Annotated in this window: 25 protein-coding genes; 6 read left to right on the top strand and 19 right to left on the bottom strand. The window is 62.3% G+C overall.

Translation table 11 applies throughout. From position 1 onward, the window contains the following. Positions 1 to 33: 33 nt before the first annotated feature. The 9 genes from bamA to ACX93L_RS15945 all read right to left on the bottom strand — a co-directional run bounded on the left by bamA (position 34) and on the right by ACX93L_RS15945 (position 9,818). The gene (gene bamA, locus ACX93L_RS15985) at positions 34 to 2,388 is read right to left on the bottom strand and encodes an outer membrane protein assembly factor BamA (RefSeq protein WP_459405734.1); all 2,355 of its coding nucleotides are present in this window, start codon (positions 2,386 to 2,388) and stop codon (positions 34 to 36) included. A 192-nt stretch (positions 2,389 to 2,580) separates the two neighbouring features. Further along, the gene (gene rseP, locus ACX93L_RS15980) at positions 2,581 to 3,714 is read right to left on the bottom strand and encodes an RIP metalloprotease RseP (RefSeq protein WP_459405733.1); all 1,134 of its coding nucleotides are present in this window, start codon (positions 3,712 to 3,714) and stop codon (positions 2,581 to 2,583) included. 32 nt (positions 3,715 to 3,746) lie between these two features. Beyond that, complete coding sequence (locus ACX93L_RS15975; RefSeq protein ID WP_459405732.1) at positions 3,747 to 4,580, bottom strand: phosphatidate cytidylyltransferase; 834 nt, start codon at positions 4,578 to 4,580, stop codon at positions 3,747 to 3,749. Positions 4,581 to 4,589: 9 nt separating this feature from the next. Next, a complete protein-coding gene (locus tag ACX93L_RS15970) occupies positions 4,590 to 5,336 on the bottom strand; it encodes an isoprenyl transferase (RefSeq protein ID WP_459405731.1) in 747 nt (248 codons plus the stop codon). Positions 5,337 to 5,385: 49 nt separating this feature from the next. Beyond that, positions 5,386 to 5,946 (bottom strand): ribosome recycling factor, encoded by a 561-nt coding sequence (gene frr, locus ACX93L_RS15965; protein ID WP_459405730.1) that lies wholly within the window; start codon positions 5,944 to 5,946, stop codon positions 5,386 to 5,388. A gap of 52 nt (positions 5,947 to 5,998) precedes the next feature. After that, the gene (pyrH, locus tag ACX93L_RS15960; RefSeq protein ID WP_169588349.1) at positions 5,999 to 6,721 is read right to left on the bottom strand and encodes a UMP kinase; all 723 of its coding nucleotides are present in this window, start codon (positions 6,719 to 6,721) and stop codon (positions 5,999 to 6,001) included. A gap of 103 nt (positions 6,722 to 6,824) precedes the next feature. Next, positions 6,825 to 7,751 carry a translation elongation factor Ts gene (gene tsf, locus ACX93L_RS15955; RefSeq protein WP_459405729.1) on the bottom strand — a complete coding sequence of 309 codons (927 nt, stop codon included), beginning with the start codon at positions 7,749 to 7,751 and terminating at the stop codon, positions 6,825 to 6,827. 272 nt (positions 7,752 to 8,023) lie between these two features. Then, positions 8,024 to 8,791, bottom strand: coding sequence for a 30S ribosomal protein S2 (gene rpsB, locus ACX93L_RS15950; protein ID WP_169588353.1), 768 nt, complete (start codon positions 8,789 to 8,791; stop codon positions 8,024 to 8,026). A 202-nt stretch (positions 8,792 to 8,993) separates the two neighbouring features. Then, complete coding sequence (locus tag ACX93L_RS15945) at positions 8,994 to 9,818, bottom strand: cell envelope integrity EipB family protein (protein ID WP_459405728.1); 825 nt, start codon at positions 9,816 to 9,818, stop codon at positions 8,994 to 8,996. 119 nt (positions 9,819 to 9,937) lie between these two features. On the opposite strand from ACX93L_RS15945, the gene ACX93L_RS15940 reads away from it, so the two are divergent. From ACX93L_RS15940 to ACX93L_RS15920, 5 genes are all read left to right on the top strand, one after another. Beyond that, complete coding sequence (locus tag ACX93L_RS15940; RefSeq protein ID WP_459405727.1) at positions 9,938 to 10,408, top strand: RidA family protein; 471 nt, start codon at positions 9,938 to 9,940, stop codon at positions 10,406 to 10,408. Further along, a complete protein-coding gene (locus tag ACX93L_RS15935; protein WP_459405726.1) occupies positions 10,405 to 11,133 on the top strand; it encodes a glycerophosphodiester phosphodiesterase in 729 nt (242 codons plus the stop codon). The genes ACX93L_RS15940 and ACX93L_RS15935 overlap by 4 nt, the downstream gene beginning before the upstream one ends. A 10-nt stretch (positions 11,134 to 11,143) precedes the next feature. Then, complete coding sequence (locus ACX93L_RS15930; RefSeq protein ID WP_459405725.1) at positions 11,144 to 12,340, top strand: GNAT family N-acetyltransferase; 1,197 nt, start codon at positions 11,144 to 11,146, stop codon at positions 12,338 to 12,340. Positions 12,341 to 12,399: 59 nt separating this feature from the next. Then, positions 12,400 to 12,825, top strand: coding sequence for an HIT family protein (locus ACX93L_RS15925; RefSeq protein WP_459405724.1), 426 nt, complete (start codon positions 12,400 to 12,402; stop codon positions 12,823 to 12,825). 103 nt (positions 12,826 to 12,928) lie between these two features. Beyond that, positions 12,929 to 14,158: an MFS transporter gene (locus tag ACX93L_RS15920; protein ID WP_459405723.1), complete on the top strand. Its 1,230-nt coding sequence runs from the start codon at positions 12,929 to 12,931 to the stop codon at positions 14,156 to 14,158. A 7-nt stretch (positions 14,159 to 14,165) separates the two neighbouring features. Here ACX93L_RS15920 and ACX93L_RS15915 read toward each other — a convergent pair whose 3' ends face one another. The 9 genes from ACX93L_RS15915 to cysE form a co-directional block, all read right to left on the bottom strand. Beyond that, positions 14,166 to 15,020: an urea carboxylase-associated family protein gene (locus tag ACX93L_RS15915; protein WP_459405722.1), complete on the bottom strand. Its 855-nt coding sequence runs from the start codon at positions 15,018 to 15,020 to the stop codon at positions 14,166 to 14,168. Positions 15,021 to 15,129: 109 nt separating this feature from the next. Next, on the bottom strand, positions 15,130 to 15,459 hold the full coding sequence (locus ACX93L_RS15910) for an AzlD domain-containing protein (protein ID WP_459405834.1): 330 nt from the start codon (positions 15,457 to 15,459) through the stop codon (positions 15,130 to 15,132). A gap of 2 nt (positions 15,460 to 15,461) precedes the next feature. Further along, positions 15,462 to 16,220: an AzlC family ABC transporter permease gene (locus tag ACX93L_RS15905; protein WP_459405721.1), complete on the bottom strand. Its 759-nt coding sequence runs from the start codon at positions 16,218 to 16,220 to the stop codon at positions 15,462 to 15,464. 125 nt (positions 16,221 to 16,345) lie between these two features. Then, entirely contained in the window at positions 16,346 to 16,768 is a 423-nt protein-coding gene (locus ACX93L_RS15900) for a nuclear transport factor 2 family protein (protein WP_459405720.1), read from the bottom strand. A gap of 186 nt (positions 16,769 to 16,954) precedes the next feature. Beyond that, complete coding sequence (gene clpA, locus ACX93L_RS15895) at positions 16,955 to 19,438, bottom strand: ATP-dependent Clp protease ATP-binding subunit ClpA (RefSeq protein WP_459405719.1); 2,484 nt, start codon at positions 19,436 to 19,438, stop codon at positions 16,955 to 16,957. Positions 19,439 to 19,447: 9 nt separating this feature from the next. Beyond that, positions 19,448 to 19,795 (bottom strand): ATP-dependent Clp protease adapter ClpS, encoded by a 348-nt coding sequence (gene clpS, locus ACX93L_RS15890; protein ID WP_169588375.1) that lies wholly within the window; start codon positions 19,793 to 19,795, stop codon positions 19,448 to 19,450. Between the two features lie 253 nt (positions 19,796 to 20,048). Continuing rightward, entirely contained in the window at positions 20,049 to 20,393 is a 345-nt protein-coding gene (locus ACX93L_RS15885) for a phasin family protein (protein WP_459405718.1), read from the bottom strand. 195 nt (positions 20,394 to 20,588) lie between these two features. Next, on the bottom strand, positions 20,589 to 20,792 hold the full coding sequence (locus ACX93L_RS15880; RefSeq protein ID WP_459405717.1) for a DUF3126 family protein: 204 nt from the start codon (positions 20,790 to 20,792) through the stop codon (positions 20,589 to 20,591). Positions 20,793 to 20,943: 151 nt separating this feature from the next. Continuing rightward, positions 20,944 to 21,765, bottom strand: a complete 822-nt coding sequence (gene cysE, locus ACX93L_RS15875; protein ID WP_459405716.1) for a serine O-acetyltransferase — start codon at positions 21,763 to 21,765, stop codon at positions 20,944 to 20,946. 74 nt (positions 21,766 to 21,839) lie between these two features. Here cysE and ACX93L_RS15870 point away from each other — a divergent pair, with 74 nt between their 5' ends. Further along, complete coding sequence (locus ACX93L_RS15870) at positions 21,840 to 22,643, top strand: enoyl-CoA hydratase-related protein (protein WP_459405715.1); 804 nt, start codon at positions 21,840 to 21,842, stop codon at positions 22,641 to 22,643. An 18-nt stretch (positions 22,644 to 22,661) separates the two neighbouring features. Here ACX93L_RS15870 and ACX93L_RS15865 read toward each other — a convergent pair whose 3' ends face one another. Continuing rightward, positions 22,662 to 23,447, bottom strand: a complete 786-nt coding sequence (locus ACX93L_RS15865) for an alpha/beta fold hydrolase (protein WP_459405714.1) — start codon at positions 23,445 to 23,447, stop codon at positions 22,662 to 22,664. Between the last annotated feature and the right edge of the window lie 134 nt (positions 23,448 to 23,581).

Genomic DNA, 23,581 nt, shown 5'->3' with positions numbered 1-23,581 from the left:
CGTGACTAAACGAGCAGCTCTGGACTGCAGATCTTAGAACTGGTTCGCCATGCTGAAGCGGAAGTTCTGAACTTCGTCATACGATTCCTTGGCAACCGGAACAGCATAGTCAAAGCGCAGCGGACCGAACGGCGACAGCCAGACGATACCGGCACCAACCGACGAACGCCAGGTCATGTCAGTTCCGAGAGCACCCGCGCTATTGGCAACTTCGTTGCCGTAGAGCGTGCCGGCGTCAGCAAAGACCGCACCGCGGATGTTGAGATCCTGCGGGAAGAGCGGCAGCGGGAAGCTGGCTTCCGCGGAAACCGTCATGTAGGTCGTGCCGCCCAGCGGATCGCCGTTCAAGCGCGGACCGATACCGTTGGTGTCGAAGCCGCGAAGATCCTTGCCGCCGATCTGGAACTGGTCGAAGACGTTGAGCGAGTCACCCGTCGACACGACATGACCGGCGCTGGCCGCGACCGAACCAATGATGTCCATTTCATCCGACAGGGTGTGGAAGTAACGGAACTTGCCATACACCTTGTAGAACTCGGAATCGCCGCCGATGCCGGCATATTCCTGGGTGAAGGAAGCATAGATGCCGTCACGCGGCATCGTGCGATCGTCCAGCGTGTTGTAAACCAGCGAATGACCGATGATCGACTGCTTCCACGGGCTACCGCTGATCATGTCGATATACGGCTGGGAAAGCGTGTCGTCGCCACCACCAGCAACACCATTGGCACCATAGGCACCATCGTTGGTGTACTTCAGTTCCTTGTAGGTGTAGCGAACGGTCGTCGCCAGATCCTCGGTGATCGGCGCCGTAAAGCGGAGCGTGCCGCCCTGTTCTTGATAGTCGTAATCGCTGTTGCTGCTGGTCTGGTTCTTGAACAGATCGAAACCGGCGGCAATGCGGTAACCGAGGAAATACGGCTCCGTGAAGGAGAAGTTATAGGTACGGCTGTCTTCCAGGCCGCCACCGGCAGCAACACGGATGAACTGGCCACGACCGAGGAAGTTCTTTTCTTCGACCGAAGCTTCGACGACGAGGCCGTCGCCACCAACCGAGTAGCCGGCACCGATGCCGAACGAACCGGTCGGCTGGTCCTCGACATCGACAATCAGGACGACGCGGTCGGACGCACTGCCCGGGGCAGTCGAGATATTGACCGTGGTGAAGTAACCCAGAGCCTCGAGGCGACGCTTGGCGCGCGAAACGACTTCCTGGTTGAAGGCATCGCCTTCGGAAATGTCGAATTCGCGACGGATGACGTAGTCGCGGGTACGGGTGTTGCCACGGATCTCGATGCGCTCGACATAGGCGCGCTCGCCCTGGTCGACCAGGTAGGTCACGCCGATCGTGTTGTTTTCGAAGTTGCGGTCGCCGCGCGGAACGACGCGGGCGAAGGGATAGCCACCCGACGAAACGCGGCGGGAAATCGCTTCCATCGACTTCTGCACGTCACGAGCGCTGTAGGTATTTCCGGTACGGGATTCGAGCAGGCGCTCAAGCTCCTTGCCATCGATACCTTCGACGGTCGATTCAACGGAAACCGCGCCGAACTTGTAGCGCTCGCCTTCGTCAACCGTGATGTTGATCGTGTATTCATTGCCGGCGTCGTTCATCGCCACATCCGAAGAGACGATGCGGAAGTCGGCGTAGCCGTGATTGTAGTAGAACTGGCGCAGCGCTTCTTCGTCAGCGCGCAGCTTGTCCTCGTTGTAGACGTCCTTGCGAGTCAGGAACGACAGCATGTTCGAACGCTTCGTCTGGATGACGGCGGCCAGACGGCTGTCGCTGTAGGCATTGTTGCCGACGAAATTGATCTGGTCGATCTTCGTGCGCTCGCCTTCGTTGATGACGAAAGCGAGGTTGACGCGACCCTCGGCGACCGGAACGACCTGCGTCGTGACCTCGATGTCACTGCGACCGATGGCAGCATAGGCTTCCTTGATGCGCTCGATATCGGCTGCAACAAGGCTTTCGCTATACGGACCCATGGCCTGGGTCTGGACGGCGCCGACGAGCTTGTCGTCCTTTATCTTGCGGTTGCCGTTGAAGACAACCTGGTTCACGAGCTGGTTTTCCGAAACGCTGACGACCAGCGTGCCGCCCGAAACGGAGATACGGACATCCGAGAAGAAGCCGGTCGCGTAGAGACGCTTGACCGATTCATCGATGTCGGCATTGGAGAAGCTCTGGCCGGGCTTGATGGTGATGTTGGAGCGAACCGCCTCAACACCCACACGCTGGGCACCGCGAACGTCGATGCGTTGGATCACAGCAGCTTCGGCGACTGCGGCCGATGCGAGAACAGCAACGCCTGCGCCCGAAGAAACAACACCAGCAGACAGCGCGACCGCCGACACCGCGTTCAAAAATCTTGAACCAGCCTTCATGTGTATTCTCAACCTTCTTCCATTGCCCCGCAGTCGTCCCCGACTCCGACCCGTGTGTGGTTTTAACGGGTTTTACCCTACAAGCAAGGGCGGACGTTAATTTCTATTTACTTCATTTGCAGGAGTGGCCCAATCGCCACTATGAGTTTGAAACATCGTAAACAAATCCTTCCCGGGTTATCAACCCGGGGCTCAACCTATTAACCGGCTGATGTCGTTCCAAGTCGCGAACACCATCAGCGAAAGGATCATGGCGAGCCCGATCCGAAAAGCGATCTCCTGCGCGGTCTGCCCGACCGGCTTCCCACGCACTGCCTCAAGCGCGTAGAGGACCAGATGGCCGCCGTCAAGGACCGGAACTGGCATCAAATTGAGAAGCCCCAGGGAAACGGAGAGAACGGCCGCAAGATTGAGGAGCGCCACAACGCCGAGCGTCGCCATTTGGCCTGAGGCCTGCACCACGCGGACGGGTCCGCCCAGCTGGTCGGCATTCATCCGGCCGGCCACCATGTTCGACAGATAGTCAAAGGTCCCGGTGACGATATGCCAGGTCTGGCGTGCTCCCTCGCCCACGGCCTGGAGCGGCGTCAGCTCGACGATGCGGAAATTGCCGCTCTGCTGGTTGGTCACGATGCCGATCTGGCCAACTTCCATCTCGTTGCCAAAACGGTCGGTGGTCACGACACGGCGCGGCACCATGTCGAGGCCGACCTCGCTGCCGTCGCGACGCACGGTGACAACGACCGGTATTTCCGGCCGCATGCTGATGTAACGCACCACGTCATCGAAGGTCTCGACCCGCGAGCCATCGAGCGCGACGAGCACGTCACCCGCCCGAACGCCGGCGATTTCCGCGGCACTTCCGGCTTTGACCTCTGCGACGACCGGATCGGCAACCGGCTTGCCCTGCGTGCCGAACAGCACGGCGAAGATGACGATGGCGAGCAGGAAGTTGGCGATCGGTCCGGCTGCCACGGTGACGGCGCGCTTCCACAGCTTGGCGCCGGCGAGCGTCTGCGCCCGTTCAGCCAGCGACAGCTCGGCAAGCTCATTGCCGTCGGCCAGGCTCGAGGCATCAGCATCGCCGAAGAAGCGAACATAGCCACCGAGCGGGATCGCCGAAATCTTCCAGCGCGTGCCATGGGCATCGGTGAAGCCGATCAACTCGGGGCCGAATCCGACGGAAAAGGCAAGCACGCGGATCCCCGAAAGCCGGCCGGCGAGATAGTGGCCGAGCTCATGCACGAAAACGAGCAGCGAAAGCACCACCACGTAGGGCAGGATATAGCCGGCCAGAAATCCGAAGAAGGCGGTCACGTTATCCATCGTCCGATCCTATAGAGGGGCGCCAAGCGGTCCTAGAAACCGAAAAGGAAGGCGCCGAGAGAGTCGACAGCCCCCATGCCGACAGCGGAGAAACCTACCGCAAGAAAGAATGCGGCGAAACAGGCAAATACCAGGGCATCGACACGGTCCATCACCCCGCCGTGGCCGGGGATCAGATGGCTGGAATCCTTGACGCCGAAACGGCGCTTGATGAAGGATTCGAACAGGTCACCGATCTGGCCCGCGACCGAAAGGAAGAAGGCGACGAACGGCACCCAGAGATCGACCGTCTGAAAATAGCACAGCGACACGCCGACACCGCCCAGCACACCGGCGATCGTCCCGCCGATCGCTCCGGACCAGGTCTTGCCGGGCGAGATGCGCGGTGCGAGCTTCGGCCCGCCGATCGCGCGGCCGACGAAATAAGCGAGGATGTCCGTCGCCCAAACGACTGCGAAGACGAACAGCATGGCGGCAAAGCCAAGCTGATCCTCGCCCCGGATGGCAGCGAGAGAAATGGCGCTGAGGCCCGAATAGAAGATGCCGCTCGGCTGCCACCAGCTCCAGCGCCCGGCAAGCGCCGGGAGTACCGCCGTCAGCACCAGACCGGCGAAGAGCGGAACCGTCATGTCCGGCGAACCGAACAGCAGGTTGGCGACGATCGCCACCATCGAGACCCACCCGAAGGCATGACCGCGGATGCTCTTTTCGGCCAGCCGCGTCATCGTCGACCACTCGTAATAGACGAGCAGGCCGATGCCGCCGGCAAGGATGCGGAAGGCCATGCCACCGAGCCAGGTCGCCGCCAGGACGACGGCGACCATGACGATGGCGGAATAAATACGAAGCGTGAGTTCCCGGCTCATAATCCCGCCTTAAGCGCCGTTCGCCGCGGCCTTGGCGGACGACAGTCCGCCAAATCGCCGGTCTCGCGCACGGAAGCGCGCGAGGGCCGCAAAGAAGACGTCACGACTGAAATCCGGCCACAGGTCCGGCACGAACATCAGTTCGGAATAGGCTGCCTGCCAGAGCAGGAAATTGGACAACCGCTCCTCCCCGCTGGTGCGGATGATCAGGTCCGGGTCCGGCATGCCAGCCGTGTCGAGGCGGTCGTTCAGTCTCTGGGCATCGATGTCGGACGGCTGCAGACGGCCGGCCGCGACATCGGCGGCGAGGCTCGCCGCCGCGCGGGCGATTTCGTCCCGCGCACCGTAGTTGAAGGCGATGACAACCGTCAGCGACGTATTGTTGCGGGTGGTCTCCTCCGCTTCCTCCAGAAGGCAGCGGATGTCGTCGCGCAGGCTCGCGCGATCGCCGATGATGCGGATGCGCACATTCTCGCGGTGCAATTCCGCGAGGTCCCGGCGGATGAAGGACTTGAGCAGACCGAAGAGATCGTTGATCTCGGCTTCCGGACGCCGCCAGTTTTCCGAGGAAAAGGCGAACAGCGTCAGATAGCCGATGCCGGCCTCCGCGGCAGCACGCACCGTTTCGCGCACCGCCTCGACGCCCTTGCGGTGACCGAAGGTTCGCGGCAGGCCTCGCGCATTCGCCCAGCGACCATTGCCATCCATGATGATCGCAACATGCTCGGGTACGGCGCGGTTTTCAGCTGTCGACATATTCGGTCCGGTTCAAAGCGTCATCGGCGGGCAAAACGAAACGCGCGTCCTATACCTGCATGATTTCCTTTTCCTTCTCGACGAGCAAGCGGTCGACATCGGAAATCGTGTCATCGGTCATCTTTTGCACCTTGTCGGACGTCGCGCGACTGATGTCCTGACCGATTACGCCGTCCTTCTCGGCCTTTTTAAGGCCGTCCATGCCGTCGCGGCGAACGTGGCGAATCGCGACCTTTGCCTTCTCCGCATATTCGTGGGCAATCTTGACCAGCGACTTGCGGCGTTCTTCGTTCAACTCGGGAAGCGGGATGCGCAGGTTCTGCCCGTCGATGATCGGGTTGAGGCCGAGATTGGCCTCGCGAATGGCGCGGTCGACGGCATTGACCATCGACTTGTCCCAGACGGAAATACCGAGCATGCGGGGCTCGGGCACCGTGACGTTGGCGACCTGGTTCAGCGGCATGCGCGAACCATAGGCCTCGACCGTCACCGGGTCGAGAATGTTGGCCGATGCACGACCGGTGCGCAGCGACGCGATGTCGTGCTTGAACGCGTTGATCGCGCCGTCCATGCGGCGCTTGAGATCGTTGAGGTCGATACCTTCGCTCATGATGAACTCCCTTTGATCCGGACTGGCGGCGGAATGTCTAGGCCGCTTGTCCTCAATTGTCACTGACGATGGTCATGCGGCCACCGCCTGAAAGAATTTCGCAGAACCCGCCCTTCTCGTGGATCGAGAAGACGATGATCGGAATGGAATTTTCGCGCGCCAGTGCGACCGCGGCGACGTCCATGACGGCCAGGCCCTTTTCCAGAACCTCGCCATGGGTCAGGCGGTCGAAGCGGGTCGCGGTCGGATCCTTTTTCGGATCGGCCGAATAGATACCGTCGACCTGCGTACCCTTGAAGATTGCCTCGGCGCCGATTTCGGCTGCGCGGAGTGCGGCGGCGGAATCGGTGGTGAAGAACGGATTTCCGGTGCCGCCCGCGAAGATCACGACGCGGCCCTGCCCGAGATGATGCAGGGTGGCGCGCTGCGAGAAGCTCTCGCAGATTTCCGGCATGGCGATCGCCGACAGGACGACCGTGTCGATATCGAGCTTGCGCAGCGAAGTGGCGAGCGCCAGAGCGTTGATGACGGTGGCCAGCATGCCCATGTGGTCGCCGGTGACGCGGTCGCCGCCCTTCGAGGCGACAGCCACGCCGCGAAAGATGTTGCCACCGCCGACAACCACGCCGACTTCGACGCCCATCGCCCGCGCTTCGGCGATGTCGGAGGCAATCCGGTCGGCGACGGCGACGTCGATGCCGAAGCCCTGGCTGCCCATCAGGGCTTCGCCGGAGGCTTTGAGAAGGACGCGCTTGTAGATGGGCTTGGAAGTCATGCTTTTTCCTCGGGATATGTCTGAAGCCGGATACACGAAGGGCATCGCGTTGTCACGCGATGCCCCGATTTTTCCCTAACAAGTCCGTGGACTGGAAAGGCGATCAGCCCTTGGCGGCAGCAGCGACTTCGGCAGCGAAATCGCTCTCTTCCTTCTCGATGCCTTCGCCGAGCAGGAGGCGTGCCATGCCGGTGACTTCGATCGGTGCGCCGGCTTCCTTTTCGGCAGCCTTGACGGCGTCGCCGACGGTCTGGTCCGGGTTGATGACGAAGGCCTGGCTCAGCAGGGCGACTTCTTCGAAGAACTTGCGCATGCGGCCTTCGACCATCTTTTCGATGATGGCGTCCGGCTTGCCGGAAGCGCGCGACTGCTCGATGAAGACGTTGCGTTCGCGCTCGGCGACGGCTGCGTCGACTTCTTCGGCGCGGATGGCGAGCGGGTTGGTCGCTGCGATGTGCATGGCGACCTGGCGGCCGATTGCAGAGAGTACGTCCTTGTTGCCGGTCGACTTCAGCGCGACGAGAACGCCGAGCTTGCCGAGGCCGTCAGCAACACCGTTGTGGATGTAGGTCGCGACAACGCCGTCCTCGACCGACAGCAGCGCTGCGCGGCGGAGGGTCATGTTTTCGCCGATGTGGGCGATTGCGTCCTTGATGGTGTCGGAAACCGGCTTGCCGGAAGCCGGATAGGTGGCGGCAGCGATGGCATCGACCGAGCCGTCGGTGGTGAGGGCAACCGAAGCAACGCCGCGGACGAGTTCCTGGAAGGCGTCGTTACGGGCAACGAAGTCGGTTTCCGAGTTGACTTCGACGACGACAGCCTTGGTGCCGGCGCTGGCAATGCCGATCAGGCCTTCGGCGGCGGTACGGCCCGACTTCTTGTCGGCCTTGGCGATGCCCTTGGCACGCAGCCAGTCGATCGCGGCTTCGATGTCACCGTTGTTCTCGGTGAGCGCCTTCTTGCAATCCATCATGCCTGCGCCGGACTTCTCGCGCAGTTCCTTAACCAGTGCTGCAGTGATTTCAGCCATTGTGTGCCTCTTGTCGGTTCAATCGGTGCGCCAGCCTGATGCAACTGAGTGCGGCCTGCGCCCTGTTTTGGGGGACGAAATGTACCCGGAAATGTGACAGCGTGATGAAGCAGTGCCATCACGGAAATGGTCGGCCCGCTTTGCAGTTTGCCGCGCGGATGCGCAGGCAGATCTTCAAAGGGGCAAGGCCGCCAGAAAGCGCGTGGCTTCCGGGCGGCCGATCCCAATCGGGAAACACCGGCAGGATCGCTAGATCCCGCCGGGAGGCGCCATCAGGCGCCGGCTTCTTCTTCGAGAGCCGGCTCGATCGGAGCTTCGGCGGAAGCGCCGAGGTCACGACCGGAAGCACCCTGCTGGCGAGCGATGCCGTCGATGGCAGCGCGAGCGATCAGGTCGCAATAGAGCGAAATTGCGCGCGAAGCGTCGTCGTTACCCGGGATCGGGTAGTCGATGAGGTCCGGATCGCAGTTCGAGTCGATGATGGCGACGACCGGGATGCCGAGGCGCTTGGCTTCGTCGATCGCGATCTTTTCCTTGTTGGTGTCGATGATGAACATCAGGTCCGGGGTGCCGCCCATGTCACGGATACCGCCGAGAGCCTTGTCCAGCTTTTCGCGTTCGCGCTCGAGGTTCAGGCGTTCCTTCTTCGAATAGCCCTGGGCTTCCGAGTTCAGGATCTCGTCGAGCTTGCGCAGGCGAGCGATCGAGTTCGAGATGGTCTTCCAGTTGGTCATCATGCCGCCGAGCCAGCGGGAGTTGACGTAGTACTGGGCCGAACGCTTGGCCGAATCAGCGATCAGTTCAGACGCCTGACGCTTGGTGCCGACGAACAGAACGCGGCCACCACGTGCGACGGTGTCGGACACGACCTGAAGGGCGCGCGACAGCATCGGAACGGTCTGGGCCAGGTCGATGATGTGGATGTTGTTACGATCGCCGAAGATGTACGGCTTCATCTTCGGGTTCCAGCGGTGAGTCTGGTGGCCGAAGTGGACGCCTGCTTCGAGGAGCTGGCGCATAGAGAAATCGGGCAATGCCATGCCTTGTTATCCTTTCCGGTTGAACCCCCGCGAGACAAACAGCACCTCTTTCGAGGATGCCACCGGCGGAACCGGCCGGATTTCTCCCGGTCGATCCCAAGCCTCGCGTGTGGAATGGTGCTGGCCTTATAGCGACTTCCTGAGGAAATCAAGGGCATTTGCCGGAAAAGGGCGATTTCTCGCCCCTGCCCACCCGATGGCGTTACCGGCAGTCGCCGGTGCCGAGCACTTCGAGCTTCGTCAGCTTGCCGCTCAGGACGAAGTCGCCGTAGTCGAGCGTCAGGTCGCGGGTGATGCCGTTCTCGTAGAGCTTGAACGACTGCGTGTAGATCGGCAGTAGGTCGCCGGCGGCCTTTTCGTCATAATAGGCGATCGAAACCGGCCAGTAGGACGCGCCGGCCATCGCGCCGGCGGACTTGTCCTCGGCATCGGTGCCGGTCGACTTGCGCGACGGCCCGACGAAGGTGGTTGTCAGATAGCTCTTGTCGCCATCTTCAGACCCGTCGAAGATACGCGCCTCGAAGAACTTCTTGCCCTTGCGGGCATTCTCGATCACCTCGAGCATGTGTTCCGCCGGGAAGCGGCTGTCGGCGATCTCGACGGCACGCGGCGCCGGGGCCTCGATCTCGACCTTGACCTTGCCGTTTTCGTCAGCCGCAGCCCCGCTCACGTCCTTGTCCATCTGGTCGTCGGTGAACGACTTGGTCTCGAAGCGGAACTTGCCGCTCGCAAGATCTTCGAAGGTCATGCTCTGCTGGTCTGTGACGCGGATCTGCTCGCCGGTGTCGATGCGGGTGACGAAGCGGAAATTCGTCGTATAGCCCGCACATTGCGAACCGTTGAACTCGTAGACCATGCGGCCGCGCATGCCCTCGATGCCGGACCGTTCCGATGCCTGTTTCAACTGGATGTCGTAGACCGCACGGTGCGGCACCAGGCCCCCGGCCGCCGCGGCGTTGGCGATCGCTGCGGTCGTCAGGGACGCCCCGGCTGCGAAAACGACCACGGCCAGACTGGAACGAAACATCGACATTCTCCTGTTGCACGGAACCGCGATGTTATAAGAACAGATCCGGCAAAAGCGAGACAAGCTTTTCGCCGACACGAGATTCTCTCAACTATTTTTTGCAGACCTGGGAAACACACATGTCCGATACGATCGACAGCCGCCTGCAGGCGATGGGAATCACCCTGCCCGAGGCCGCCGCCCCCGCCGCCAACTATGTCCCCTATGTCATCAGTGGCAACCTGCTCTATCTCTCGGGCCAACTGCCGATCGAAGGCGGCAAGGTCGCCGTCACTGGGCTGGTTGGCAGCGACGTCCAGCTCGCTGACGCCCAGCGCGCCGCCGAACTCTGCGCCATCAACATTCTCGCGCAGGCCAGGTCCGCCCTCGCCGGCGACCTTTCGCGGATCGTGCGCGTCATCAAGCTCAACGGCTTCGTCGCCTCGGCACCGGGTTTCGTCGAACAGCACCTCGTCATCAACGGCGCTTCGAACCTGATAGCCGGCGTGCTCGGCGAGGCCGGCAAGCATGCGCGCGCCGCCGTCGGCATGGCGGCCCTGCCGCTCAACGCTGCGGTGGAGATCGACGCGATCCTGGAGATCGCCCTGTGAGCGATGCCAGCTGGATCAAGGATCTGCCGGTCGCCCATCGCGGCTATCACGACATGAACAAGACGGTCTGGGAAAACACCCTCTCGGCCTTCCAGCGCGCGATCGACGCGGGTTTCGCCATCGAATGCGACATCCAGCTTTCGGCCGACAGCGTGCCGATGGTGTTCCATGATCATGACCTGCAGCGTCTCTGCGGCATCGCAGGAGAGGTTCGGGAGCGCACCGCGGCCGAACTCGGCCTGCTTTCGATCGGCGGCACGGCCGACAAGATCCCGACGCTCAAGAAGATGCTCGCCCTGGTGAAGGGACAGGTTCCGCTGGTGATCGAGCTGAAGGGCATCGACGCGGAGCAGGACGACGGTCTGGCAGAAGCCGTCCTTGAAGTCCTGGAAGGCTATCAGGGCAAGGTGGCGCTGATGAGTTTCGACTTCTGGCTGCTGCGGAACCTGAAGCAGCTCGGTTGCCCCTATCCGGTCGGACTGACCGCCGAGGGCGTCAAGCCGGAGCAGTTCTTCGCCCATGACGAAGCCATGCAGCTCGGCCTGGACTTCATCTCCTATTGCGTGCCGCATCTGCCCAACAGCTTCGTCTCGGCACAGCAGGCACGCGGCATTCCGGTGATTACCTGGACGGTCAGGGATGAAACCATGCGCGCGCATACCTATAATTATGCGGACCAGATGACCTTCGAGGGCTTCGACCCCCGCGAGGTCGCCATCGCCTGATTGGAGCCGCATGCCCGGAGATGTGACGATCCGGATCGAAAGATCCTTTTCCGCAATTGATCCCGGGCTGTGGGCAAAGCTCGGCGGCGCCACGCGCGGCGCTGCCGGCTACAACCCGTTCTCATCGTATGCCTTCCTGTCCGCGCTCGAGGAATCGGGATCCGCCACTGCGGAGACCGGCTGGCTCGGCCATCATCTCCTCCTGGAAGACGGTGCGGGACAATTGCTCGGCGCGGTTCCCTGCTATCTCAAGAGCCACAGCCGCGGCGAATACGTCTTCGACCAGGGCTGGGCGGATGCTTTCGAGCGGGCCGGCGGGCGATATTACCCGAAGCTGCAGAGCGCCTTTCCGTTCACGCCGGCGACCGGTCCGCGGCTGATGGTGGCCGCCGGTAGTAATTCCTCCGAGGCCCGGCCGCTGCTCGCCGCAGGACTGCGTCAGGTGGCCGACGAACTCGGTGTTTCCTCGGCGCACGCCACCTTCGTTCCGGAGGACGAATTGCGGGCCTTCACCGCCTCCGGCTACCTGCACCGTACCGACCAGCAGTTCCATTTCATCAACTCGGGATATGCCGACCACGAGGCCTTCCTCGAAACGCTCGCCTCGCGCAAGCGCAAGGCGCTGAGGAAGGAGCGGCGCGCTGCACTCGAAAACGGCATCACGATCGACTGGTTGACGGGTTCCGACCTGACCGAGGACGTCTGGGACCAGTTCTTCGCATTCTACATGGACACCGGCAGCAGGAAATGGGGAAAGCCCTATCTCACCCGGTCCTTCTACTCGCTGATCGGCGAGCGCATGGCGGATGATATCCTGCTGGTCATGGCGAAACGCGATGGCCGCTACATAGCCGGCGCCATCAACTTCATCGGCGCCGACGCGCTCTACGGGCGCCACTGGGGATGCATCGAAGACCATCCGTTCCTGCATTTCGAGGTCTGCTACCATCAGGCGATCGACTTCGCGCTGTTGAGAGGACTTGCGCGCGTCGAGGCCGGCGCACAGGGCGAACATAAGCTGGCGCGCGGCTACCTGCCCGTCACCACCCACTCGGCCCACTATATCGCCCATCCCGGCCTCCGGCGGGCCGTCGCCGACTATCTGGAGCACGAGCGTCGCGAGGTTGAACAGATCGGGGACTACCTCGCCGAGCACAGCCCGTTCCGCAAAGGCGAGCGGCAGGACCTCGGCGAAAGCGACGATTAGCGCGCTTGCTCCCCGCGATACCCATGCCTTAACTACGGTTCAAACCGAGGAGATTCCCGATGACCAGCCCCGCCTATGATCCGAACAACATCTTCGCCAAGATCCTGAAGGGCGAGATCCCTTCGGTGAAGCTCTACGAAGATGACGACACACTCGCCTTCATGGACGTGATGCCACAGGCCACCGGTCATCTTCTGGTCATCCCGAAAGTCGGCTCACGCAATCTTCTCGACGCGGATCCGGCTGTGCTCGCCAAGGTGATCCCGGTGGTGCAGAAGCTCGCCGTCGCCGCAAAGGAGGCCTTCGAGGCGGACGGCGTGTTCGTCGCCCAGTTCAACGAAGCGGCAGCCGGACAGACCGTATTCCACCTGCATTTCCACGTCATTCCTCGCCACGAGGGCGTACCCCTGAAGCCGCATTCCGGAAAGATGGAAGACATCGAGGTGCTGAAGGCCAACGCGGAAAAGATCAAGGCCGCGCTCTGAGGCGAAACCAAGCCGACGATTTACAGGCAGCGCAGGTTCACGCATACTGATTGCATATTGCAATCGGCTCTCCGAGGAGCGGCCTAAGGCTCATGCGGGAGGAATGCGGGTGAACAGGCACTTTGGCTGGGTCGTCGTCGCGGCCGGGGCTCTCATAACATGCGTGGCGATGGGCGCGATGTTCGCCCTACCCGTCTATCTCCAGCCGATCGCCGCGGATACGGGCTGGAGCCGGGCCGGCATTTCGGCCAGCATGACGGCCGGGTTCGTCACAATGGGCGTCGCCGGTTTTGGCTGGGGCACGCTCAGCGACCGGATCGGTGCGATCCCCGTCCTGATCGTCGCGTCCGTCCTGCTCTGTTCCGGTCTTGTCATTGCCAGCCAAGCGACATCGCTCGGCGTCTTCCAGTTTGCCTACGGCGGCTTGGTCGGGGCCTCCGGCGGTGCTTTCTTCCCGCCGATCATGGCGGTGACCGTGGGATGGTTCGACAAGCACCGCAGCCTGGCCGTCTCGCTCGTCACCGTCGGGGTCGGCGTAGCCCCCATGGTGGCAACGCCCTTCGCCAGCTATCTCACTGAACTCCATGGCTGGCGCACAGCCATGCTATCGATCTCGATCGGCGCCCTTGTGCTGATGCTGCCGGCCTCGCTGCTCGTTCGTCGCGCACCTGCGTCTACGGCAGCGGAGACAGGAGAGACCGCCGGGGCCGAGCTGTCATCGTCCTCGACGGGAACGCGCTTCGGCGTGCTGCGTACGCCGCAATTCGCCGTGCTGGCGGGAACCTTCTTCCTCTGCTGTGCCGCCCATTCGGGGCCGATCTTCCACACGGTGAGCTACGCCGTCATCTGCGGCGCGACCCCGCTTGCGGCCGCGAGCATCTACAGCGTCGAGGGCGTGGCGGGGCTTTTCGGCCGCCTGCTCTTCGGCGTCGCCGCCGACAGGCTCGGCGTCCGGCTGGTCCTCGTCGCAGGCCTCCTGCTGCAGGCCGTCGGCATCTACACCTATGTCCATGTCCGGGAACTGACCGACTTCTACATGCTGGCCATGGCGCTCGGCATGGCCTATGGCGGTGTCATGCCTCTCTATGCCGTGCTCGCGCGTGACTATTTCGGCCCGCATGTCATGGGCACCGTGCTCGGCGCGGCGACGATGACCTCGTGCATCGGCATGGCCTTCGGTCCGGTCGGTGGCGGCTGGCTCTACGACACCTATGGCAGCTACCACTGGCTCTACATCGCCTCCGCGGCGGTCGGCCTAGCCGCCGCCGCCATGGCGCTTGCCTTCCCGCCTGCCGGCGGCAGAGAAGCTTCGCCGGCCGTGTCACCTGCCTGAGCGGTCGCTAGGCCGGGTTCACATAGGCATTCCGTTCCGGGAAAGGCCAGTCCTTCAGCGTGTCCATGTCCGGCCGGAAAATCTCCACCTTCAACGGATGGCAGACCGCGACGTCGCTCGAGTGCTTGGCGCTGCAATCACCGCCCGGGCATGCCGACAGGCCGCCGAGCAGGTCGATCTCGGCGAAGAACTCGATGAAGTCGCCGGGGCGCACCGGGCTCGCCTTCATGAAATACTGATGGGTGTCGGCAGTGAAGCCCGTGCACATGAAGACGTTCAGCACGTCATGGACGAAGGGCTCGGCCTCGGAGAAGCTCATGCCCTTCGCGCCGGCCAGCGCACGGGTCAGGTTGGAATGGCAGCAATGGTGATAGTCGCCACCTGACAGGAGACGGTTGGTGTAGGGATCGCAGCGCGTGCCGATGACGTCGTGGACGCTTCCACCGTATTCGTCGAAACCGTACCAGCCCAACGTGTCATGGGTGATTGTCGCCATAGGCCGCAAATTGGGAAAGGTGCTCCACAGCCGATTGCCGGTCGTCACATGCGTTGCGTGCAGCGCCCGGGTCTTACCGGAATAGAAGCGCTCGGTGAGGTCGTTGGCGTTCCACAGGTTCAGATCGCCGACCTGCGGACCGTCGACGCTCAGGATACGGAAGAAATGTCCCTTCGGCACCGAGAAAGTGGCGCCTTCGCGCGGAGGAACGATCACCTCGTCGACCTTGACGAGCGTCTCGCGAGCGCGAGCAAGCAGATCCATGTCCGGCACCGGCAGGGTTTCCACCGGATAGCAGACCACGGGTTTGACGGCTCGGCGTTCGGCGGCGTCGGTCGGGGCTGTGACAGTTTCTCTGGATGACATGGCGGGTTCCTGTGGTCGTGTGGGGTTCAATAAGCAGGTCGGTTGTAAGCGAGAGGCCGCTAGGCGGCGCACGCGGGTTCCGGCTTCAAGACTGTCACGACAGCCGCGCTCACAGCAAGGCCAGACCGAGCGACAGAAGGGCAAGCGATACGACGACACCGACGGTGACGCGCTGACCCGTGGCGAGGAAGGCCGCAAAGCCGAGGCCGGCGGCTGCGAGCCTCAGCCAGAGCGGGGACGCCTCGAGGCTTCCGGTCGGAAAGACGATCAGCTTGGCGGTAACAGCCATCACCAGGGCGGTGGCGACCGCCCTCACCCAGTTCAGCGCCTCGGATCCCTCGACAAGGCGGTTGCCAGCAATCACGCCGAGCCAGCGCCAGAGGTCCGTGGCGAGCCAGCCGGCAAACAGGATCACGAGATAGGGGCCGTAGTCCGTCATGCTCACAGCTCAGCCTCCGATACGGGGACCGATGTCGGCGCAGTCCGGCCACGCACGAAAAAGCGGTCGATCAGATAGGCAAGCGTTCCACCGCCGAGCCCGACGATCAGGATGTCGAAGCCAGGGGTGATCAAAGCCAGCAATGGCCCACCGACCGTGCCGATGACGAAGGCGATCCGGACCACGGAATGGCGGGCCGACGCCCAGATCGAGCCGACGAAATAGACCGGCGTCAGGAAGAAGAGGATACCGGCAACCGCCGGAGGAATGGTCGCGACGAGCCCGTAGCTCAAGCCCACGAGGATCGTGTTGACGGTCACCAACGTCACTCCGAAGCCAAAGAAATAGGCGACGCGGGCCTCGCGCGGCACGGTCTTCAGGTTGCCCATGGCGAAGACCCAGGCGGTGATCGCGACGAAATGGGAAAGGATCAGGAGCAGCCAGGTCGGAGTGCGGGACCCACGCAATTCCGGCACCAGCGAGGCGACCATCGGCATCATTCGGATCGAGGAAAGCGTGACGGCGAGGAACATCGCCAGCACATTGGCGCCGCTCGTCATCATGCCGATGAGGATCATCTTGGCCGGCAGCGCCCAGATCAGCGCCGTCATGAAAATCGCCTCGTTGCGGCTGATGCCCGATTCCAGCGCGAAGGCGCTGAAGCCGACGAAGGATGTCATGAGAATCAAGGCCGGCAAGGTGAAGATGCCCCGGGCGCCCTGGAAAAACCAATGGAGCGTGGCGGTTTCATCGGTATTCATGGGCTCTCGGGCATCCGGCATGAAATGAGGGTGGCGCGGCGGCGACCATCCGTCGACATTCGAACACGACGTATACAGCCAATCCCCGGGCCAAGACAAAGGCTTTCGCCTGGCATCCCCGTCAATCAGCGCATGCCGTCCGGACCGCCGCTGACGGCGATCATCAACCAATTGGCTCCGCGCCGCTTGTAGACCTCGGTCCAGCGTCCGGCGATCGTCTTTGCCCCCTCGCCGTCTGCCTCCACCTCCGCCTCGTAGCCGTAGTGGACGACGCCGACTTCATGATCGAAGATCCGGACGGTCAGCGGCCGCAGCCGGTAGCGCAGGACGCGCGGCGTGTCGGGGCCGACGGAGGCGACGGCCGACTCGTAGTCGTGCGGGCTCTCGAGCCCCGTGACCCAGCCGGTGTAATCACGATGCAGTAGTCGTCGCACCGGGCCGGTCTCGCGGCGACGGGCGATCTCCCAGAGGTCCGACACGTGTTCCCAAAGTGTGCGTTGCTCATCGTCGAAGCGCGCGACGGCCTGATCCTTCGTCTCGGTATCCATTTGCCGGCCCCATCAACCCCTTTCGATCCTTCGACCCTAACGCCGGGTCGCGCGGCGGCGCAACCGTCCAGATCAAATGGGACGACCAATCACGGCATCGTCATCGGGCAAATAAAAACCCCTCGCAGCCGAGCCACGAGGGGTATCCATGAAAACGAAAGCCAAGGCCGCGGAACGGCCCAGGACCTACTTCTTCTTCGGCACCTTCGGAACGGAACTGCGCTTGGCAGGCGCCTTCTCGGCGACCGCTCCACCTTTGGCCTCAACTGCTGCATCCTTGGCCTTGGACTTGGCCTTGCGCGGTTTTTCCGGGGCATCCGCCTCGGCGGCCACAAGCTCGGCCTCGGGCTTCGGCTTGACGGGGGCCACGTCCGAAAGCGCCTCGAGATCGAGGACTTCCGCACCGCTGTCGTCATTCTTGACGCCGACCTTGACGACGCCACCCTTCTTCAGCTTGCCGAAGAGGATCTCGTTGGCGAGCGGCTTCTTGATGTGCTCCTGGATGACGCGAGACAGCGGACGAGCCCCCATCTTTTCATCATAACCACGCGTCGCGAGCCAGGCGATTGCCGGTTCCGACAGGTCGAAGGTGACGTTACGCTCGGAGAGCTGGGCTTCGAGCTGCATGACGAACTTCTGCACGACCTGATGGATGACTTCCGTCGGCAGCGGGGCAAACGGAATGGTCGCATCCAGACGGTTGCGGAACTCCGGCGTGAACAGGCGGTTCAGCGCCTCCTCGTCCTCGCCGGTCCGCTTGGACGAGCCGAAGCCGATCGCCGACTTCGCCATTTCGGAAGCGCCCGCATTGGTCGTCATGATGAGGATGACGTTGCGGAAGTCGATCTTCTTGCCGTTGTGGTCCGTCAGCGAACCGTGGTCCATGACCTGCAACAGGATGTTGTAGATGTCCGGATGGGCTTTCTCGATCTCGTCGAGCAGGACAACCGAATGCGGATGCTGGTCGACGCCGTCGGTCAAGAGACCGCCCTGGTCGAAGCCGACATAGCCGGGAGGTGCACCGAGCAGGCGCGACACCGTGTGCCGCTCCATGTATTCCGACATGTCGAAGCGCAGCAGTTCGACGCCAAGCGAGGCGGCGAGCTGTTTGGCGACTTCGGTCTTGCCGACGCCGGTCGGACCGGAGAAGACATAGCAGCCGATCGGCTTGTTCGGTTCGCGCAGGCCGGCACGGGCCAGCTTGATCGACGTCGACAGCGCCTCAATGGCCGTGTCCTGGCCGTAGACGACCGAGCGCAGTTCCTTTTCGAGATTGGCGAGCACCATCTCGTCGTCCTTGGACACCGTCTTCGGCGGAATACGGGCCATGGTGGCGATGGTCGCCTCGATCTCGCGCTCGGTGATGAGCTTGCGGCGCTTGGAGGCCGGCAACAGCATCTGTGCCGCGCCGGTCTCGTCGATCACGTCGATCGCCTTGTCCGGCAGCTTGCGGTCGGAGATGTAGCGTGCCGAAAGCTCGACGGCCGATTTGATCGCCTCGTTCGAATATTTCAGCTTATGATAGTCTTCGAAATAGGGCTTCAGACCCTTCATGATCTCGATGGCATCCTCGATCGACGGCTCGTTGACGTCAATCTTCTGGAAGCGACGCACGAGCGCACGGTCCTTTTCGAAGAACTGCCGGTATTCTTTGTAGGTGGTCGAGCCGATGCAGCGGATCGCACCGGAGGACAGCGCCGGCTTCAGAAGGTTCGATGCATCCATCGCACCACCAGAGGTCGCACCTGCGCCGATGACGGTGTGGATTTCGTCGATGAAGAGAACGGCGCCCGGGAAATCCTCGAGTTCCTTGACGACCTGCTTCAGGCGCTCCTCGAAGTCGCCGCGGTAACGGGTGCCGGCGAGCAGCGTACCCATGTCGAGCGAGAAGATGGTCGCGTCCTTGAGTGCGTCCGGAACCTTGCCCTCGACGATGCGCTTGGCAAGACCCTCGGCGATCGCCGTCTTGCCGACGCCGGGATCGCCGACATAGAGCGGGTTGTTCTTGGAACGGCGGCACAGAACCTGGATGGTGCGGTTGACCTCGCTGTGGCGACCGATCAAGGGATCGATCTTGCCGCCCTTGGCCTTCTCGTTGAGGTTCACGCAATAGGCCTTGAGGGCCTCCTGCTTGGTCTTGGCGGCACCCTCGTCCTGCTCACGGGCCTGCTTGGCCTCGCCGTCACCGCCCTCTTCCGCTCCGCGCGTGGGCCGGGTCTGGGAGGTTCCGGGACGCTTGCCGATGCCATGGGAGATGTAGTTCACGGCGTCATAGCGCGTCATCTCCTGTTCCTGCAGGAAGAAGGCCGCATGACTTTCGCGTTCAGCGAAGATGGCGACCAGGACATTGGCCCCCGTCACCTCCTCGCGACCCGAGGACTGGACATGAATGACGGCGCGCTGGATCACGCGCTGGAATCCGGACGTGGGCTTGGAATCCTCGTCGTATCCGGTCACCAGGTTGGCGAGCTCGTTGTCGACGTAATCGATGACCGTCTTACGCAGCGCCTCGAGATTGACGTTGCAGGCGCCCATCACCGCGGCGGCGTCGGCGTCATCGATCAGGGCAAGCAGCAGATGCTCGAGCGTGGCATATTCATGATGCCGCTCGTTGGCGTAGGTCAGTGCCTGATGCAGCGCCTTTTCGAGGCTGGGAGAAAATGTTGGCACGTCAGATCCTCACTTTTTTTCCATGACGCATTGAAGCGGATGCTCATGCTGCCGGGCAAAATCCATCACCTGGCTCACCTTGGTCTCGGCGACTTCGTAGGTGAAGACGCCACATTCCCCCACGCCATGATTATGCACATGCAACATGATGCGGGTGGCTGCTTCCCTGTCCTTCTGGAAGAAACGCTCCAGGATATGGATCACGAACTCCATCGGGGTGTAGTCGTCGTTCAGAAGCAGGACGCGATACAGATTGGGCTTCTTGGTCTTGGGCTTGGTACGCGTGATCACCGAGGTGCCACGATTGGCGTTGTCCCCGTCCCGCTGGGCTTGCATGACAACCGGCTTGGCGATCATTTCAGTTCATTCTCCAATTGTCCGGCCGATCTGCCGAAGACGCAACGCGACGGACAAACACTCAGCTCAGTAAGGTAGTTCATAATTCGGTGATTTTAAGCCCCCCCTCGCACTGCGCAAACAGAATTGCGCAGCCGCGAGACGAAGCACCCTGAAAAATGACTTAACAGGCTATACAAGGTCCGAGAAATGGCAAGACCGGCCGCGGAAACCGCGGCCGGTCTTCAAAGGTTCCAACAATGAGGACGCGATATCAGGCGGCGGTCGACAGACCGGTGGCCTTGGCAATCGGCGCCTCGTAGGGCTTGTAGGCGGTCTTCGCCAGGTCGGCATACATTTCGCCAAGCTTGGTCGCTTCAGCGACGAAGCTCTCGTAGGAAGACTTCACGTAGCTGGACTGCAACTCGAAGGCGGTTTCGATGCTCTTGGCACCGGAAAGGGCTTCCACGAAGGATGCGGCGTCCTGGAACGACTTCTTGGAATATTCCGACGCCTCGGTGGCGATCGCCTGGAAACCCTTTGCAACTTCGGAATAGTTCTTCAGTGCCGCGTCCATGGCTTCCTTGCCCTTCTTGTTGGCCTCGTCGAAATTGATCATGCCATCACTCCTTCCTGCTCCGGTTCTTTTAGTGCCCACGTACATAGCAGATGCACAAAATCGGTCAAGTGTTTTGTGCGACGCACTATCTTCCATAGGTTGCATTCGTAACCGTAAAAAAGGCCGACCGAACGCCGGCCGGCCCTGCCTTCCTTGAAAAGGAAAACATATATCAGACGCGATACAACTCTCGGATTAGAGGTCGACGTCGAGAATGGCCATGGAGAAGTTATAGGACAGATCGCCGTCCTCGTCGTCGCGGAAAACCACGCCCAAAAACTCGTCGCCGACATAAACCTCGGCGGAGTCATCCTTACGCGGGCGAGCCTTCACGACCATCGCCGGATTGAACATCCGCTTGAAATAGGCGTCGAGTTTCTTGATTTCTTCGGGCTTCACGATCCAGTCTCCATCGGCGATTCAAATTCGGGCCGCTTGTCGCACGGGCTGTCCGCCGGTGTAAAGACGCAAAGACCATTCTTTGCCGGACGGGCACTCAACCTTCGAAAGTGGCAAGAGGCCGGGGCAAGCCCGGCCTGCCCGCCGGCGGTCAGTCGGCGGCGAGCATCTGGTCCATGGAGCGCGCCGGCTCGGCGCAGCCTGCTTCGCCGACCACGCGCGCCGGAACGCCTGCCACTGTAGACCCCTTGGGCACCGGCTTCAGCACGACGGAACCGGCCGCAATGCGCGAGCAGCAGCCGACCTCGATATTGCCGAGCACCTTGGCACCGGCACCGATCAGCACGCCGTCGCCGATCTTCGGATGGCGGTCCGCGCCTTCCTTGCCGGTACCGCCCAGCGTCACGCCGTGCAGGATCGAGACATTATCGCCGATGCGGGCCGTCTCGCCGACGACGAGGCCGGTCGCATGATCGAGGAAGATGCCCTTGCCGATCCGGGCAGCCGGATTGATGTCGGTCTGGAAGACGCTCGACGCACGGCTTTGGAGATAGAGCGCGAAGTCCTTGCGGCCGCGGTTGAGCAGCCAATGGGCCAGACGGTGAGTCTGGATAGCATGGAAGCCCTTGAAGTAAAGCACCGGCTCTATGAAACGGGTGCAGGCCGGGTCGCGGTCGTAGACGGCCTGGATGTCGACACGCAGGATGGTGCCCCATTCCGGCCAGTCGCGCAGCATCTCGTCGAAGGTCTGACGCAGCAGGACCGCCTGGAGATCCGGATGATCAAGGCGCTCACAAATGCGGTGGATCACGCAATCCTCAAGCGAACGGTGGTTCAGCACCGTCGAATAGAGGAAAGCGGCGAGCAGCGGATCATGATCGGCTGCGGTCCGCGCTTCACTGCGCAGACTGTCCCAGATCGGATCCATCGACGGCATACGCTCCCTCTTGAGGATTTCGCTCTTTACGACCATTGCCGGTCTCCTCGTTGGCTGTTCGATGGCATTATATAATGCATCCCCGATTCAAACTAAATGGGCTCCCCTTAATGAAACGCACCCACGATTTCGCGGCCGGAAAAATCCGTACCGTCTCGCAGAACGGTACCGGCCTCCTCGTCATCGCCAACACCGAGCGCAAGAATGCCATCACCGCCGCAATGTGGCGGGCGATACCGCAGGCGATCCATTGGCTGTGCGGCGAAGGTGGTGCCCGGGTGATCGTCCTGAAGGGCGACGGCGAAACCGATTTCAGCGCAGGCGCCGATATTTCCGAATTCCCGACCGTGCGCAAGGACACCGCAACCGCCCGCCTCTACGAAGCCGACAACAGCAAGGCGTTTTCTGCGATCCGCAACGCGTCCGTGCCGGTGATCGCGGCGATCCGCGGCATCTGTTACGGAGGCGGCTTCGGGCTTGCGGCGGCAGCTGACCTCAGAATCGCGGCCAAGGGCGCCGCCTTCGCCGTCCCTGCAGCAAGGCTCGGCCTCGCCTACCCCGCCGATGCGGTCCAGGATTTCGTCCAGTCACTTGGCACGCAGATGGCGCGCAAGGCGCTCTTCACCGGGGCGCCGATGACGCCGGGCCAACTGCTATCCTGCGGCTTCCTGCTCGACGTGACGCCGCCCGAGACGCTTGAGATCGAGGTCATGGAGTTGGCGGAGGTGATCGCCGGCAACGCGCCGCTGTCGGTCCGGGCCTCCAAGATCGCGATCCGCGCCGCGACACAGCAGGACGACGACCTGCTTCGCGAAGCGGAAGTGTTCGGCGCGGCAACCTTCGACAGCGCCGATTATGCCGAAGGACGCACCGCCTTCGCGGAGAAACGCAGGCCGGTCTTCACGGGACGCTAAACCTTAGCCTGCTTGCCGCTATTCGGCGGCAAGCCTGCGGTAGAAATCGAGGACCGCCTTCTTGAAGACCCGGTCACCGACGGCCAGCATGTGATCGCGCTTGGGAATGTCGATCGCGGTGGCTTCCGGCATGAGTGCCGCCAGTTCCTGGGCCGATCCGGCGATATCGTCCTTGGTGCCAACCGCGATCAGCGTCGGGATGTCGACCTTGGCGATGTCGGCGCGATCGACCAGGACGCGCGAGGTCCTGATGCAGGCGGCGAGCGCGAAGCGGTCGGAATGCGTCTGTTCGGCGAAGGCGCGGAACATGCGGCCCCGCGCGTGGGTGACATCGTCGATCGAAGGCGCCAGCAGCGCATCGGCGATCGGGTCCCAGTCGCCGACGCCATCGCAAAGGCCGATGCCAAGCCCGCCGAAGACGAGCGACCGGACCCGGTGACCATGTTCGATGGCCAGGAAAGCCGCATTTCGGGCCCCCATCGAATAGCCCATGACATGCGCCTGCTCGATACCGAGATGGGTCAGCAAGGCTGCGGCATCCGCCGCCATCAGCGAGGGATAGTAGGCTTCCGGATCATGTGGGCGGTCACTTGCACCGTGACCGCGATTGTCGAGCGCAATGACGCGGTAACCGGCGTCACCGAGCGTCCTCAGCCATCCGGGATACACCCAGTTGACGCAAGCCGTCGAGGCGAATCCGTGGATCATCAGAACCGGATCGCCGGCAGGATCACCCTCGTCGAAATAGGCGATCTGCAAGCCGTCGTGAATGAATTGCGAGAATGGCGGTGCGTCGAGATTCATCGGATTGTCCTGTCGGGATCGAATTGCGGCTACAGTATTCAAAGCAAGGTACCGATCAAAGCCGCAGATCATGATTTTCTGTGGGCGGGCCGGGTGTTTGGCTCTACACTTTCTTTCCGAACGGCGATATGGTC

The sequence above is a fragment of the Rhizobium sp. CAU 1783 genome (assembly GCF_054551725.1).
The sequence above is the reverse complement of the archived record's forward strand: the minus strand, read 5'-3'. Positions and strand labels throughout refer to the sequence as shown.